We start from the raw sequence: 14,169 nt of genomic DNA on the forward strand, positions 1-14,169 counted from the left end.
GGCAGCACTTCAACAGGAGGGTGATATGCATTCTACCTCAACCGATCATTCCGACTGGTCATCACACCCTGCGCGCCGTAACGATCACCCCTTCTCGACTCGAGGGCGCTTTAATCGTTTAAGCTACTTGGGCTGGTATGGTTTCTTTAATTTGTTACCCATTGCATTGCTGTTATTGCTTCACTTCGGCTTGGGTGTAATTCGTCTTGATTTCGGAACACTGTACGATCATGGGTTTGCATTATGGCTCGATGGCTCGGGGTGGTTGCTGCTCGCTGGCACGTTGTTATTTATCTATCTTCATCTGCTCCTCATCATTCGACGCTTACACGACACCAATCATTCTGGCTGGTGGAGCCTGCTGTTTTTAGTGCCCGTGATTCAATGGATTCTATTGCTGTATTTACTGATCGCGCCAGGTTCATCTGGGGTAAATGATTATGGTCCACCCCGACCTTCTCATTTTTTAGAAAAGCTGATGGGATGGTTGGTCATGTTGATGTTTGTGATGAGCATTTTGGTTTTTGGACAAGCCATGCACTTTATGATGAGTACTGGCAATATCGATTTACAGCATTTAATGCTTCAGTCACACACTGGTTATTTCTAAACAAAATATGTGAAAGGTTGAGCGAATATACAGTTCATACTACACTTTCGCATTACTTTTCTCTTAACTTTTATCACATCAGGAATTCGAGTGTCTGAAGAAAATAAACTAGATCAGGTCGCATCAGATACAGCGATGCTATTGCAACAAGCGGGGCAAAAAACCACTCAATCCGTTCTACAGCATACCGAGAAATACCATGAAACTTACACTGCAATTGATAAAATTGTAGATAGTTTTTGGGAGCGTATTCCTTATTTATGTATCGCGCTTGTCGTATTTTTAGTTTTCTGGTTGTTGACCAAAGTCTTTAAACTATTCGTTGATAAAACCCTGACCAATCGTAGTTATACCCGTCAAAATTTGGTCTTGGTTCTGAATCGTGTTGGATCTGTCCTCATCTTGTTTATCGGCTTTCTGATTGCACTGGTGATTGCGATTCCAGGATTCACACCAGGCCAGCTCATGAGCGCACTCGGTATCGGTTCGGTGGCAATTGGTTTTGCATTCAAAGATATTTTCCAAAACCTGTTATCTGGCGTACTGATTTTACTGGGTGAACCGTTTCGTATTGGCGATGACATTGTTGTCAACGGAATGGAAGGTACAGTTGAAGATATCCAGATTCGCGCAACCTTTATTCGTTCCTACGATGGGCGCCGCATTGTGATTCCAAATGCCACGGTGTATACCAGTGCCATTACCGTGAATACCGCCTATCAGCGCCGTCGCTGTGAGTTTGTGGTCGGCATCGGTTATGACGACGATGAACAACAAGCCAAAAGCATTATTTTGAATATTTTGGACAATAATCGTAATGTCCTCAGCCAGCCTGCATTTAGTGTGAATGTGACAGCGCTGGCCGATTTTTCGGTCAACCTCACGGTGCGTTGGTGGATTGATACCACTGAAACCAATATTTCGGCTTCAGTGAGTGAGATTCAGACTGAGGTGAAACGTGCTTTTAATCAGGAAGGTATTAATATTCCTTACCCGGTACAAGAAGTAAAAGTACATAAAGAGTCGACCGCAGCATTGCCACATACTGCCTCAGCGCCTACCGACTCAGCTAAACAGTCGACCTAACACGTAAGATACTGCGGTTTCGGTTCGCAAAATACGGCTGCCTAACTGATACGTCTGGCAGCCGTTTTTTTGCATCAGTTCGACTTCATATGGAATAAAGCCACCCTCGGGGCCAATAATGAGTGAACAGCCGTGTGAAATGTTGATAGGCATGGTTTGTGCGCTATACGGATGCGCCACGTAGGCTGGACGTTCTGGTTGAATCATGCCCGGTAAAATATCTTCTACAAACGGTTTGAAGCGTTTGTAGAGCTGGATTTCTGGAGCAATTGTATCGCCGGCCTGTTCTAGCCCCAGTTGTACATAATCATCAAGCTGCTGTAAAAATGGCGTTTGCCAGTAACTCTTATCCACCCGATAGCTGTGAATCAGGCAAATTCGCTCAACACCAAGTGTCACACTGTCCATGATTAAACGGCGCAGCACTTTGGGGCGTGGCAGTGCCACAATAAGCGTGACTGGAAGTTTTTTAGGACACGCTTCTTGCTGTAGCGGCATTACCTCAATAGATTGCGCTGTAATTGTCATCACTCGGGTGAGGTAGCGTGCCTGCCCCAGTATCCCAACTTTGAGCGTATCTCCCACTTGCAGGTTCAGTTGCTCGCGCAAATGCATGACCTGACGCGGTTCATGAATTTGCCATGGCCCAGAGAGATTTTCTTGTGGTGGAATCAAGACCAGATTCATGTGATATATCCATCGAGCAGCGCAATATGGCGATCCAGCGCTCCCTGATTACGGGCTAAAATGGTTTGCGCATGTTGAGCACGTGCCACGGCTTGCGCAGATGCGTTGGCATAGCTGAGTAAATACTCGACTGCCTGAAGCGCATCTGGAGCAACATCAATCGCTGCTGCCTCAACAAACTCATCTACAATGGTTTGAAAATTGAAATAACGTGGCCCAATCACCACCGGACAATCCAGTGCCATAGGTTCTAAAATATTATGACCACCGCCGGGCGTATTGAGTGATCCCCCAACAAAAGCAACCTGTGCCAGTGCATACCACAACCACAACTCTCCCATACTATCGGCCAGATAAACCTGCGTCTCGGGCATGATAGATTCGGCAAGACTGCGTCGTGAGGTATTTAAGCCCAGATCCTGACTCACACGAAAAACCTCATCAAAACGTTCGGGATGGCGTGGCACTACAATACAAAGTAGCGCAGGATCATGATTTAGATGCGTTTTAAGGGCAGTCAAAAGCTGCTGTTCTTCGGGTGCATGAGTACTGGCAAGCACCATTATTTTACGTGCGCCGAGTTGCCACTGCTGCACTAGAGATGCCGCTTGCAATCCTACCGCTTCGGGTGCATGAATATCAAATTTGATATTTCCCACCACTTGGGATTTATCTGCGGCTAGGCCCAACGCAATATAACGCTGCTGAGTATTCTGGTCTTGCGCCAATAATGCGCTCAGATTGTTCAACATCCCTCGGGTAAGACCCGCCACACGGGCATAACCCCGTGCGGATTTTTCCGACAGGCGCGCATTGATTAAGACTCGGGCGACTCCATGTTGTGCGGCCTGATCAATCAAATTGGGCCACAGCTCAGTTTCGACCAAGATTAGTATTTTAGGCTGATAACGCGCAAAAAATTCACGCAGTAAATGCACCTGATCGACTGGTAGATAAACTGCTTGAAAACGATCCGGATAGGGCGGTTTTAAAAAAAGCGTCTTGGCACGTGCTTGACCCGTTTTGGTGGTATTGGTGACCAACACCGGATGACCCGCTTGAAGATAATGTTCGATGAGTGGCTGTGCTGCATTGGTCTCACCGACTGAGACTGCATGAAACCAGATGGCATGACGATGTTGAGGAGGCTGAAATGGACCAAAACGTTCACAACATTCTTGCTGGTATGCTGCGTCACTCTGGGCACGTTTACGGATTCGCCAACGATACAAAGGTTTGAGTAAAACCAAGGCCGCGTTGTACCACAATGGAGTCGCCAATACATCTGTCTCAATACATATTCGATGGGCAGAATATAGCAGAGCGCCATACATTTGTTAATGTATGGCGCTCTGATTAACTCACGCAAATTTAGGCGTCAAGCGTCGATTCACGTAGCGTAGGATAGTCGGTATAACCTTCTGCACCTTTGGCATACAAAGTTTCTGGATTGACATCATTCAGCGGTGCATGGTTGATTAGTCGCGTGTACAAATCAGGATTCGCGATATACGCTTTACCAAAAGATACGGCATCGGCATCGCCATTGGCCAATATACGACGCGCAGAATCTGGCGTTAGGCTTTCATTGGCAATCCATACACCACTAAATTGTTTACGCAATTCAGGCCCGATACTGTCTGCGGCTTCATATTCACGCGAAAATACAAAGGCAATTTCTCGCTCACTGAGCTGACGCATAACATAACCGAAGGTTTCAAGTAGGTTGGCATCGCCCATATCGTGCGAATCACCGCGAGGGGCAATATGTACACCAACACGTCCAGCACCCCAAACTGCAATGAATTCATCGACAATCTGCAACAATAAACGTGCACGATTTTCGAGTGAACCACCGTATTGATCATCACGCTGATTGGTTTGCGATTGCAAGAATTGATCGACTAAATAACCATTGGCAGCATGTAATTCTACGCCGTCAAAACCAGCCAGTTTGGCCATTTCAGCCGCATGTCGGTACTGTTGAACAATCTCGTCAATTTCTTCGAGCGATAATGCGCGCGGTGTCACATAAGGACGTTTCGGACGCAATAGGCTGACATGTCCTTCTGGCTGAATCGCGCTCGGTGCAACCGGGAGATCACCATCAAGCAACTGAGGATCTGAGATCCGGCCCACATGCCAAAGCTGCGCCACGATTTTGGCGCCTTGTGCATGAACCGCCTGAATAATGGGTTGCCAAGCATGTGCTTGTTCTTCTGTCCAAAGTCCTGGTGTATCTTCATAACCGACGGCTTTAGGAGAAATCACCGTGGCTTCCGTCAAGATCAGACCTGCATTGGCACGCTGCTGATAATACTCTTTCATCAACGCATTTGGCACTCGGCTTTCCCCACTGCGCGAGCGAGTCAGCGGCGCCATCACCAAACGGTTTTTTAATTCAAAATCACCAACTTTTAACGGAGAACTTAGTTCAGCCATCACAACCTCAGCTTACGCTCGATTAAAGCGTTTCTTTTAAATGATCGAGATATTGCTGAATCAACGCTTCGTTGCGCGAAAAATAAGACCACTGGCCATATTTCTCTACCGTAATGAGACCTGCCTGTTGTAAAACAGACAAATGATTAGACATGGTCGATTGTGACACATTGCCTAATCGCTCAATTTGCCCGGCACAAACACCCCGCTCAAAATTGCCGCATTCTTCTGCGGCCCAGTATTTTGTTGGATGCTTGAGCCATTCCAAAATCTGACGACGAGTCGGATTGGCGAGGGCTTTAAAAATTACATCGGTATCCATAAGCAAAGCTCAAAGATTAGGGCGCAAAGCGTTGTTCAACACCATACTTTACATTGTATCGTATAATTACGATATTAATATCTATTTTTATAAATATTAATATCGATTTTCATAGATATATTGTAAGCACAGGTAAACACGCTTTGCGGATGTTTACAATTACAAGCCTTGTTTCAAACTGGCTTCGATAAATTTATCCAGATCGCCGTCGAGTACAGCACCTGTATTTGAATTTTCGACACCAGTACGCAAGTCTTTAATACGTGAGTCATCCAGTACATAGGAGCGAATCTGGCTACCCCAGCCGATATCAGACTTCGAGTCTTCAAGGGCTTGCGCAGCTTCATTACGTTTTTGCATTTCAAGTTCGTACAATTTTGCACGTAACTGTTTCCATGCATGGTCACGGTTCGCATGCTGAGAACGCTGGTTCTGACAAGCCACCACAATCCCTGTCGGCGCGTGAGTCAAACGCACGGCAGAATCGGTTTTGTTAATGTGCTGTCCACCGGCACCCGATGCACGGTATGTATCGGTACGTACATCGGCCGGATTGATTTCAATTTCAATATTGTCATCAATTTCAGGTGAAACGAATACAGCACTAAACGAGGTATGACGACGGTTGCCACTGTCAAATGGCGACTTACGCACCAGACGATGTACACCAGACTCGGTACGTAACCAGCCATATGCGTACTCGCCTTCGACTCGAATGGTGGCCGACTTAATGCCCGCTACATCACCATCTGATTCTTCCATCAATTCAGCTTTAAAGCCATGACGCTCGATCCAGCGCATGTACATACGCAGTAACATGGAAGCCCAGTCTTGTGCCTCGGTACCACCCGAACCTGCCTGAATCTCGACATAACATGGGTTCGGGTCCATCGGATTGCTAAACATCCGGCGAAATTCGAGCTTGGCCAGCGCCTCTTCTGCCGCCACAAGCTCTGCATCAACATCTTCGAGCAGACTTTCGTCATCGGCTTCAACGGCAAGATCCAGCATTGCTTTAGCATCGTCGAGCTGATTGGCAAGACCATCTAAAACGTTCAGAACGTTTTCAAGCTCACCTTTTTCTTTGGCCATGGCTTGAGCACGGCTTTGGTCGTTCCAGATCGCCGGATCTTCAAGCTCGCGTAAAACTTCTTCTAGACGTTCTTTTTTTAGATCGTAGTCAAAGATACCCCCGTAGTGTTTGACTACGTTCGGTTAAATCTTTTAATTGGTTCAAATACGGATTAATTTCCACGCCACAATTCCCACATTACATTCATTTATTTCGCTGTCTAGTTTAACACAGCCCGCTTCGAGAGAGAGAAACTGCGTTTTAGTCCTATAAAAAAACCTCGATTTGTTTGAAATCTAATCCCTATAAAGCGTTATGAATTTGTTTTTACAACATTAATCCAATCTTAATTATGGAGGTCTAAACTGGTGCGTTTTAAATACAATTGGTCACAATATTGATGATTAATTGTGCATATTCGTGATAACTTCACAAAACCCTCTAGCTTTTAATAAAACAAAACATTTCATATTTATTATTTAATATCAAAAACTTAAAAATACTTAATTACACGAATTCCACATTATTACCGTTCGGTTACGTTGGCCTAATTGACGCACTCAAATTTTTCACTAGACTGAAAGTTGTAACAAAACATTAATTATTATTTTTTGGAGGGGAGATTTTCCATGAAAAAGTTAACACTGGCATCGGCACTCTTATCTTCACTCGCGTTGGTTGGCACTGCGCATGCATACCAAGCTGAGGTAGGCGGATCACTTGATTACCTAGACCCAGACAACAGCAGCAGCGTGACTAAATTTGGTGTAGATGGCACCTACTATTTTAATCCTGTTCAAACACGTAATTCTCCATTGGCTGAGGCTGCGTTTTTAGACCGCGCAAGTAATGTAAGCGCACAAGTTAAATACGGCGACAACAGCGGCACCAAAGATACCCAATACGGTGTAGGCGCCGAATACTACGTCCCAAATACCGATTTTTACGTAAGTGGTAATGTGGCACGTCAAGAACTTGAATACGACAATATTAATGCTGAACGTAAGAAAACAACATATGGCGCTGAAGTGGGTTATTTGCCAGCACCTGGTTTGTTAGTGGCATTGGGTGTTAAAGGTTATGATGTCAAAGGCGGAAACGATGGTGCAGACCCAACGATTCGTGCCAAGTATGTCACTCAAGTTGGTCAACATGACGTAAACCTTGAAGCCTACGGCGGCTTTGGTGATCTTGACGAATTTAGCGTACGCGGCGACTACTACCTCGATAAAACACTTAGTGTAGGTGTAGATTATTATAATGATGACACACTAGACAAAGATGAATGGGGCATCAATGCTAAGAAATTCTTAAGTCAGCAAGTGAGTGTAGAAGGTCGTGTTGGTTTTGGCGACAACTACAATACCTATGGCGTTCGTGCAGCGTATCGCTTCTAAGCAATCGGTTTAGACGTATAAAAAAACTGCTCCTCGGAGCAGTTTTTTTATGTCTGATCTAAATGTAGGATACGAAGCTGCAAATTCACACTGCCGTTAAATTCATTTCGATCTAACTCATAGACCAAATTGACAAACGGTATACTCGGATCAAATTCGAATTGATGTGCCGCATTAAAGGCAATCGCATCTACGGTTCCGTACTGATCCAGCGAGAGCTTTAGCTTTAAATGAAGTTCTTTGAGCCAGCGATAATCGAGCACCTGAAAGCGGCCTTCAAACTGTGGGTAAGGAAATTTTTGTCCCCATGGGCCTAAACGCTCAATCCAGTTTAAAGTATCGAGCTGGTGTGCAGACATCGGTAAAACGCCATCTGTCCAGAGGACCGCGTCCAGTAAAGATTCATCCATCTGAGCAACATACTGGGTAAAAATACGTTTAAACTCATCGAAATACTGTTTTTTCAGCGTTAAACCCGCCGCCGCCGCATGTCCACCAAAATGACTGACCAAATGCGGATATTGCTCAGCCACCTGCTCAATGGTATCGCGAATGTGAATACCATCGATGGAACGTGCAGAGCCCTTGATGTGCTCGCCATCGGTATCGGGTGCAAACACAATGGTTGGTCGATGAAACTGCTCTTTTAAACGCCCTGCAACAATACCAATCACGCCTTGATGCCAACTCTCTTCGAACAACACCAGCGCTGGTGGAATTTGTGTTTCATTGAGTTGAAGTGTTTCCAGATAGCCCAGTGCCTGCTGCTTCATTTCAGTTTCGACTTGACGGCGCTCTAGATTTAGCCGATTAAGTTGCTCTGCAATTGGATAAGCCGTTTTGAAATCTGGCGCCATCAGGCATTCAATTCCAATATTCATGCTGTCCATCCGACCAGCAGCATTGATACGAGGCCCAAGCACAAAACCTAAATCCTGTGCTTTAAGCGTTGCAGCGTCACGCTTGGCAATCTCGAGCAAGGCTAAAATACCCGGCCGACACTGCTGTTGCTGAATGCGCTTGAGTCCTGCATCGACCAAAATCCGGTTGTTGTAATCTAGCGTCGCAACATCGGCATACGTACCCAGCGCCACCAAATCCAGATATTGACTGATTTTGCAGCTCGATTTTTGTTGTTGCTGACGTAAAGTACACAAATGTGCAAGTAAATAAAACGCCACGCCCACACCGGCCAAGGCTTTACTTGGAAAGGTACACTCAAGCTGATTGGGGTTGACCACTGCTTCGGCATCGGGTGGCTGTTTGGTGGTGAGGTGATGATCGGTAATAATCACCTGCATGCCTAATGCCTGCGCGCGCGCTACTCCAGCATGACTGGATATTCCGTTGTCTACAGTAATCAGTAAATCTGGTGCGAAAGTGGTTTCGGCCAGATCTGCAATTGCAGGCGTCAGCCCATAACCGTATTTAAAACGATCCGGTACGATATAATCGACATGGGCGCCCAACGCTTTAAGCACCAAACACATCAATGCCGTGCTGGTCGCACCGTCTGCATCGTAATCGCCCACAATCACGATATGCTCATGCCGATCAATCGCTGCATCGATTAACGCTGTTGCAGTAGCCAAATCTTTGAGTTCTGGCTTGAGCAAATGCCGTAGTTTTAAATCCAGTTCCTGTTCGGACTGCACACCGCGTCGCGCCAAAATCTGTGCAAGAAATTCAGGCACCGCCTGAAAAGATTCTGGCGGCGTGAGTAAAGGGCGCTGCTTGATCTGAACGAAGTTCATTAAGGCATTAATCGTTGCATGATCCATTGATCATCATGCTTGTCATAGCTGATTCGATCGTGCATCCGATTACGTCGACCCTGCCAGAACTCATAGTGATCTGGCTGTACCCGATAACCGCCCCAGAAGGCTGGCTTTTCAATCTCGGCCTGATCTTGCACCTGCTCATGAAATGCCTTAAAGCGCTGTTCAAGCAATTCACGGCTTGCAATCACCCCGCTTTGCGGCGTACTTAAATGTGCTGCAATCTGGCTATCGCGTGGGCGTTTATGATAATACGCTGTCGACTCAGCCTCTGGAATCTTGACCACACTGCCACTGACACGGATCTGGCGCTCAAGACTCGGCCAGTAAAACAGTAATTCAGCAAAGGCTGATTCGGCCAAATCAAGCCCTTTTTGGCTATCGTAGTTGGTATAAAAGTCATACCCCTGTTCAGTCGCACCACGGAGTAAAACCGTTCGAACGTGCGGCCGACCAGCACGGTTACACGTCGCCAGTGACATGGCATAGGGTTCGAGGAAATTCTCTTGCAAGGCATGGTTAAACCACTGTAAAAACTGGCCATGTGGATTTGGATCCACTTGACCCTCATCTAACTGCCCTTTTTCATAGCTTAAACGCAGCTCACTCAGATCTTTAATGGTATCTGTCATGTGAATCTCTCTTATGCAGCAGCATGTTCACGGACGCAGTCCGCTAAACGATGCGCTAGGGTCGTCACTTCTTCTTCGTTATCGCCTTCCACCATCACACGAATCACAGGTTCGGTTCCTGATTTTCGAATCAGTAAACGTCCACGTCCCTTAAGTTGTGCTTCGGCCTGATTAAACTCCTGCGCCAGTTCAGGAATAGCATACGGATCGATCATTTGATCCAGACGTACATTGACCAATACCTGTGGGAACAGCTCAAAACCAGCCACAAGTTCATGCAAGGCTTTGCCTTTTTCAACCATAACAGTCAACACTTGCAAGGCAGCAATAATGGCATCACCCGTGGTGCTCTTGTCGAGTGTCAAGATATGACCAGATGGCTCACCGCCAATCACCCATTCATTTTCTTCAAGCGCCTGAAGCACATAGCGGTCACCAACTTTGGCACGTACAAACGGCACTTCGGCTTTGGCCAGTGCTAACTCGAGCGCCATATTGCTCATAACTGTCCCGACAATACCTGCCGGTTTCTTTCTAGCTTGGGTCGCCAGAATATACAGAATATGATCGCCATCGACCAATTGTCCGAATTTATCCACTAAAATCACGCGATCAGCATCGCCATCAAAGGCAATACCTAAATCTGCTTTATAATGCACCACGGCCTTTTGCAGGTTTTCTGGATGGGTCGAACCACAATGTTCATTGATGTTCATGCCCGTCGGATCGTTATACAGCGCAATCACTTTTGCACCGAGTTCACGAAACACCGATGGCCCGACATTGTAGGCAGCACCATTGGCACAATCCACTACAATGGTCAGACTGCGTAAGTCGAAATGATAGGGAAAGGTAGATTTACAAAACTCGATATAGCGACCATTGGCATCTTTCACACGGACACTTTTACCTAAATTGGCGGTATCTTCAATCAAAAGCTCATGCTCAAGCTCCTGATTGATCGCATCTTGTAAATCATCAGGCAGTTTTTTGCCTTCACCTGAAAAGAATTTAATACCGTTATCGAAATAAGGATTATGCGATGCGGAAATCACAATACCGGCATCGGCATGTAAGGCACGTGTGAGATGTGCAATAGCAGGCGTCGGTAACGGCCCGAGTAGGTGGACATAAACACCTGCGGCGTTTAAACCGGCCTGTAAAGCAGATTCTAGAATATAGCCAGATAAACGGGTATCTTTACCTAAAACAACAATGGGTTTATGAATTGGACTTGTTCGTTTTAATACTTTTCCAGCGGCAAACCCTAACTTTAGTGCAAATTCAGGTGTGATCGGCGTTACACCGAATTTTCCACGAATGCCATCGGTTCCAAAATAACTCATTTTTGACTCACTTTTCATTTTATGGTGACGCCACCATCCATGTGTTTACTTTACACCAAATCAAAAACGCCGTCAGTGGACTGACGGCGTTTTTCACTGAGGTCCGTAAGTGGTAATTAACCAATACGGTAGTTCGGTGCTTCCTTCGTAATCGTCACATCGTGAACGTGTGACTCTTGCATACCTGCTGCTGTGATTTTCACAAACTGGGTATTTTGGTGCATCGCTTCGATGTCGGCAGAGCCTGTATAACCCATAGATGAACGTAGGCCACCCATCATCTGATGTACAATCGCGCTCATTGGTCCCTTGTAAGGCACACGACCTTCAATCCCTTCCGGCACCAACTTTTCCACACCCGCTTTCGCGTCTTGGAAATAACGGTCTGATGAACCACTCACACCCGACATCGCACCCAATGAACCCATACCACGATACGCTTTGTAATAGCGACCTTGGAACAATTCAACTTCACCTGGCGCCTCTTCGGTACCTGCCATCAAAGAACCGACCATAATGGTGCTTGCACCAGCCGCAATCGCTTTCGCCATATCACCAGAGAAGCGAATACCGCCGTCTGCGATCAATGGAATTTCACCTTTGAGGGCACGTGCCACGTTGTCAATCGCAGAAATTTGAGGTACACCAATACCTGCAACAATACGCGTGGTACAGATCGAACCTGGACCAATACCAACTTTGACCGCATCTGCACCCGCATCAAGCAATGCCAAGGCTGCATCTGCAGTTGCGATGTTGCCGCCAATCACTTGTACTTGCGGATAGTTCTGCTTCACCCAACGTACACGCTCAATCACACCGGCTGAGTGACCGTGTGCGGTATCGACCACAATCACATCTGCACCAGCATCGACCAGTGCTTCAACACGTGCAGGGGTTTCGGCACCTGTGCCGACTGCTGCGCCAACACGTAAACGACCTAAATCATCTTTACAGCTGTTTGGATAAAGCTCGGCTTTACGAAAATCGGTCACGGTGATCAGACCTTTTAAGGCATGATGATCATCAACAACCAAGACTTTTTCGATACGATGCTTTTGAAGTAACGCTTGAATACTTTCTTTTGACGCACCTTCTTTCACCGTCACTAAACGGTCTTGAGGGGTCATAATATTGCTAACAGGTTGCTCAAGATTGGTTTCAAAACGTGTATCTCGACCGGTCACAATACCCACAACCTTGCCGTCCTGTACCACAGGCACACCACTAATGTTATTGGCTTGCGTAATCGCAATCAATTCACGTACGGTGGTTTGAGGGGTTACAGTAATCGGGTCTTTGACCATACCGGCTTCGAATTTTTTGACACGACGAACTTCAGCTGCTTGAGCTGCAATGTCCATGTTTTTGTGCAAAATACCGATACCACCGTTTTGCGCCATTGCAATGGCCATACGTGATTCAGTCACGGTATCCATTGCAGCCGAAACGAGTGGAATATTTAGTTGAATGCCGCGAGTCAAACGTGTCTTTAAGGAGACATCTTTTGGGAGAACTGTAGAATAGGCAGGGAGTAATAAGACATCATCGAAGGTTAACGCTTCTTGAACGATGGTCAGCATAACAATCTCACTGGTAATTTCCGTGAGCTATTATAAACAAATTTGCGCTTAAATTTCATTTTTTCTTGCGCTAATTTTTAAATTCTAAAACTTGTTACATCAATCAGCGCCCAGAAGGCGCTGAAATAATTAAATTAATTCCGCTTTTTTCATTTCACTTTTGAAGTATGCATAGTAAATCGGTGCAGCCACCAAGCCAATCAGCCCAAAAACGGCCTGAAATACCAGCATCGCAATCAATAGCTCCCACGCCTTGGCATTAATTCGCTGACCAATAATATCGGCATTTAAGAAGTATTCCAGTTTATGAATTAGAACCAGATACAACAGGGCAATGGCCGCCGTGGTAAAAGACACGCTCATGGCGGATAAAACAATCAAGGTATTGGACATCAAGTTACCAATTACGGGCAACAGGCCAAATACAAAGGTTAAAATCACCAAGGTTTTTCCAAAGGGCAAATGCATTCCCATCAGCGGTAAGGCAATGAAAATAAACAGTCCCGATAAAATCGTATTGATCAGGGAAATTTTGACCTGCGCAAAGACGATATTCTTGAAGGCACGGTATAACGTATCTAAGCGCTGCAGAAAAACGTGCCGAAACATTGGCATGTCTTTTTCGTCTTGATTCGGATGTAGTGAAATCAAGGCACCTAAGATCATGCCGACAATCATGGTGACAAAACCATGCAACACATCGGTTCCGGCATGTTGCAACGTGATCAGGTGCTCTTTGGATAAGCGCAGCAAAGTATCTTTCATCTCATCGATACTTTCAGGTACAAATCCAGGAAAATACCCGCCCACTTCACTTTGAAATTTTTTGAGCAAGGCATCCAGATTGGCATTGACCTCAGCCAGCCCACCGCCGCGTAGATCATGCACCACATAGGCACTTAAACTCACCATGAGCAGTACCAACAGACTGATAATCACCACACTAAATAATGCCACCACCGTTACACGGCCATACTTTCGATTGGAAAAGCGCTCGACATAGGGGCTTAAACTGGTGACCAACGCGTAAACCAGTAAACCCGACAAAAGCCCGGGCAACAGATGTAGCGGTAAAATCATGAGTAAACTGATGGTCATGATCAGATAACTGGCAATTACACACTGACGCTCATTTAGTAATGGCATACATGAATCCTTTTTCCTGCGTTCACTACAGATTTCTGATGCTTGAAGAATTTTTTTATATGAGGCTT

13 protein-coding genes are annotated in these 14,169 nt (G+C 45.9%); 3 read left to right on the forward strand and 10 right to left on the reverse strand.

What is annotated here, in order from left to right; translation table 11 throughout:
- The first annotated feature begins 25 nt into the window (after window positions 1-25).
- Both Aso01_RS03725 and Aso01_RS03730 read left to right on the forward strand, forming a co-directional pair.
- On the forward strand, window positions 26-610 hold the full coding sequence (locus Aso01_RS03725; protein WP_004933973.1) for a DUF805 domain-containing protein: 585 nt from the start codon (window positions 26-28) through the stop codon (window positions 608-610).
- 135 nt (window positions 611-745) lie between these two features.
- Entirely contained in the window at window positions 746-1,696 is a 951-nt protein-coding gene (locus tag Aso01_RS03730) for a mechanosensitive ion channel family protein (RefSeq protein ID WP_227264946.1), read from the forward strand.
- On the opposite strand, the gene Aso01_RS03735 is transcribed toward Aso01_RS03730, so the two are convergent.
- From Aso01_RS03735 to prfB, 5 genes are all read right to left on the reverse strand, one after another.
- A complete protein-coding gene (locus Aso01_RS03735) occupies window positions 1,676-2,383 on the reverse strand; it encodes a 16S rRNA (uracil(1498)-N(3))-methyltransferase (protein ID WP_004933967.1) in 708 nt (235 codons plus the stop codon). The two genes, Aso01_RS03730 and Aso01_RS03735, sit on opposite strands and share 21 nt — an antisense overlap.
- Window positions 2,380-3,663 (reverse strand): 3-deoxy-D-manno-octulosonic acid transferase, encoded by a 1,284-nt coding sequence (locus Aso01_RS03740; protein ID WP_039909777.1) that lies wholly within the window; start codon window positions 3,661-3,663, stop codon window positions 2,380-2,382. Before Aso01_RS03740 ends, Aso01_RS03735 begins: the two co-directional genes overlap by 4 nt.
- 91 nt (window positions 3,664-3,754) lie before the next feature.
- Window positions 3,755-4,825 (reverse strand): alkene reductase, encoded by a 1,071-nt coding sequence (locus Aso01_RS03745; RefSeq protein ID WP_004933961.1) that lies wholly within the window; start codon window positions 4,823-4,825, stop codon window positions 3,755-3,757.
- Between the two features lie 22 nt (window positions 4,826-4,847).
- Window positions 4,848-5,147: an ArsR/SmtB family transcription factor gene (locus Aso01_RS03750; protein ID WP_004933957.1), complete on the reverse strand. Its 300-nt coding sequence runs from the start codon at window positions 5,145-5,147 to the stop codon at window positions 4,848-4,850.
- A 159-nt stretch (window positions 5,148-5,306) separates the two neighbouring features.
- A protein-coding gene (prfB, locus tag Aso01_RS03755; RefSeq protein WP_119690053.1) for a peptide chain release factor 2 occupies window positions 5,307-6,402 on the reverse strand; the annotation gives its coding sequence in 2 pieces (ribosomal slippage) (window positions 5,307-6,329 and window positions 6,331-6,402; 1,095 coding nt in all).
- Between the two features lie 446 nt (window positions 6,403-6,848).
- Between prfB and Aso01_RS03760 the strand changes: the two genes are divergently transcribed.
- Window positions 6,849-7,616: a putative porin gene (locus Aso01_RS03760; protein ID WP_004933950.1), complete on the forward strand. Its 768-nt coding sequence runs from the start codon at window positions 6,849-6,851 to the stop codon at window positions 7,614-7,616.
- A gap of 47 nt (window positions 7,617-7,663) precedes the next feature.
- On the opposite strand, the gene recJ is transcribed toward Aso01_RS03760, so the two are convergent.
- The 5 genes from recJ to Aso01_RS03785 form a co-directional block, all read right to left on the reverse strand.
- Complete coding sequence (recJ, locus tag Aso01_RS03765) at window positions 7,664-9,370, reverse strand: single-stranded-DNA-specific exonuclease RecJ (RefSeq protein WP_034440422.1); 1,707 nt, start codon at window positions 9,368-9,370, stop codon at window positions 7,664-7,666.
- A complete protein-coding gene (gene pdxH, locus Aso01_RS03770) occupies window positions 9,370-10,026 on the reverse strand; it encodes a pyridoxamine 5'-phosphate oxidase (protein ID WP_004933945.1) in 657 nt (218 codons plus the stop codon). Before pdxH ends, recJ begins: the two co-directional genes overlap by 1 nt.
- Before the next feature lie 11 nt (window positions 10,027-10,037).
- Window positions 10,038-11,372 carry a phosphoglucosamine mutase gene (gene glmM, locus Aso01_RS03775; protein WP_004933937.1) on the reverse strand — a complete coding sequence of 445 codons (1,335 nt, stop codon included), beginning with the start codon at window positions 11,370-11,372 and terminating at the stop codon, window positions 10,038-10,040.
- Window positions 11,373-11,488: 116 nt separating this feature from the next.
- The gene (gene guaB / locus Aso01_RS03780; protein ID WP_004933934.1) at window positions 11,489-12,955 is read right to left on the reverse strand and encodes an IMP dehydrogenase; all 1,467 of its coding nucleotides are present in this window, start codon (window positions 12,953-12,955) and stop codon (window positions 11,489-11,491) included.
- A gap of 129 nt (window positions 12,956-13,084) precedes the next feature.
- A complete protein-coding gene (locus Aso01_RS03785; protein ID WP_004933933.1) occupies window positions 13,085-14,101 on the reverse strand; it encodes an AI-2E family transporter in 1,017 nt (338 codons plus the stop codon).
- Between the last annotated feature and the right edge of the window lie 68 nt (window positions 14,102-14,169).

Source organism: Acinetobacter soli, assembly GCF_000760595.1.
In the GTDB taxonomy this organism is placed as follows: Bacteria; Pseudomonadota; Gammaproteobacteria; order Pseudomonadales; family Moraxellaceae; genus Acinetobacter; species Acinetobacter soli.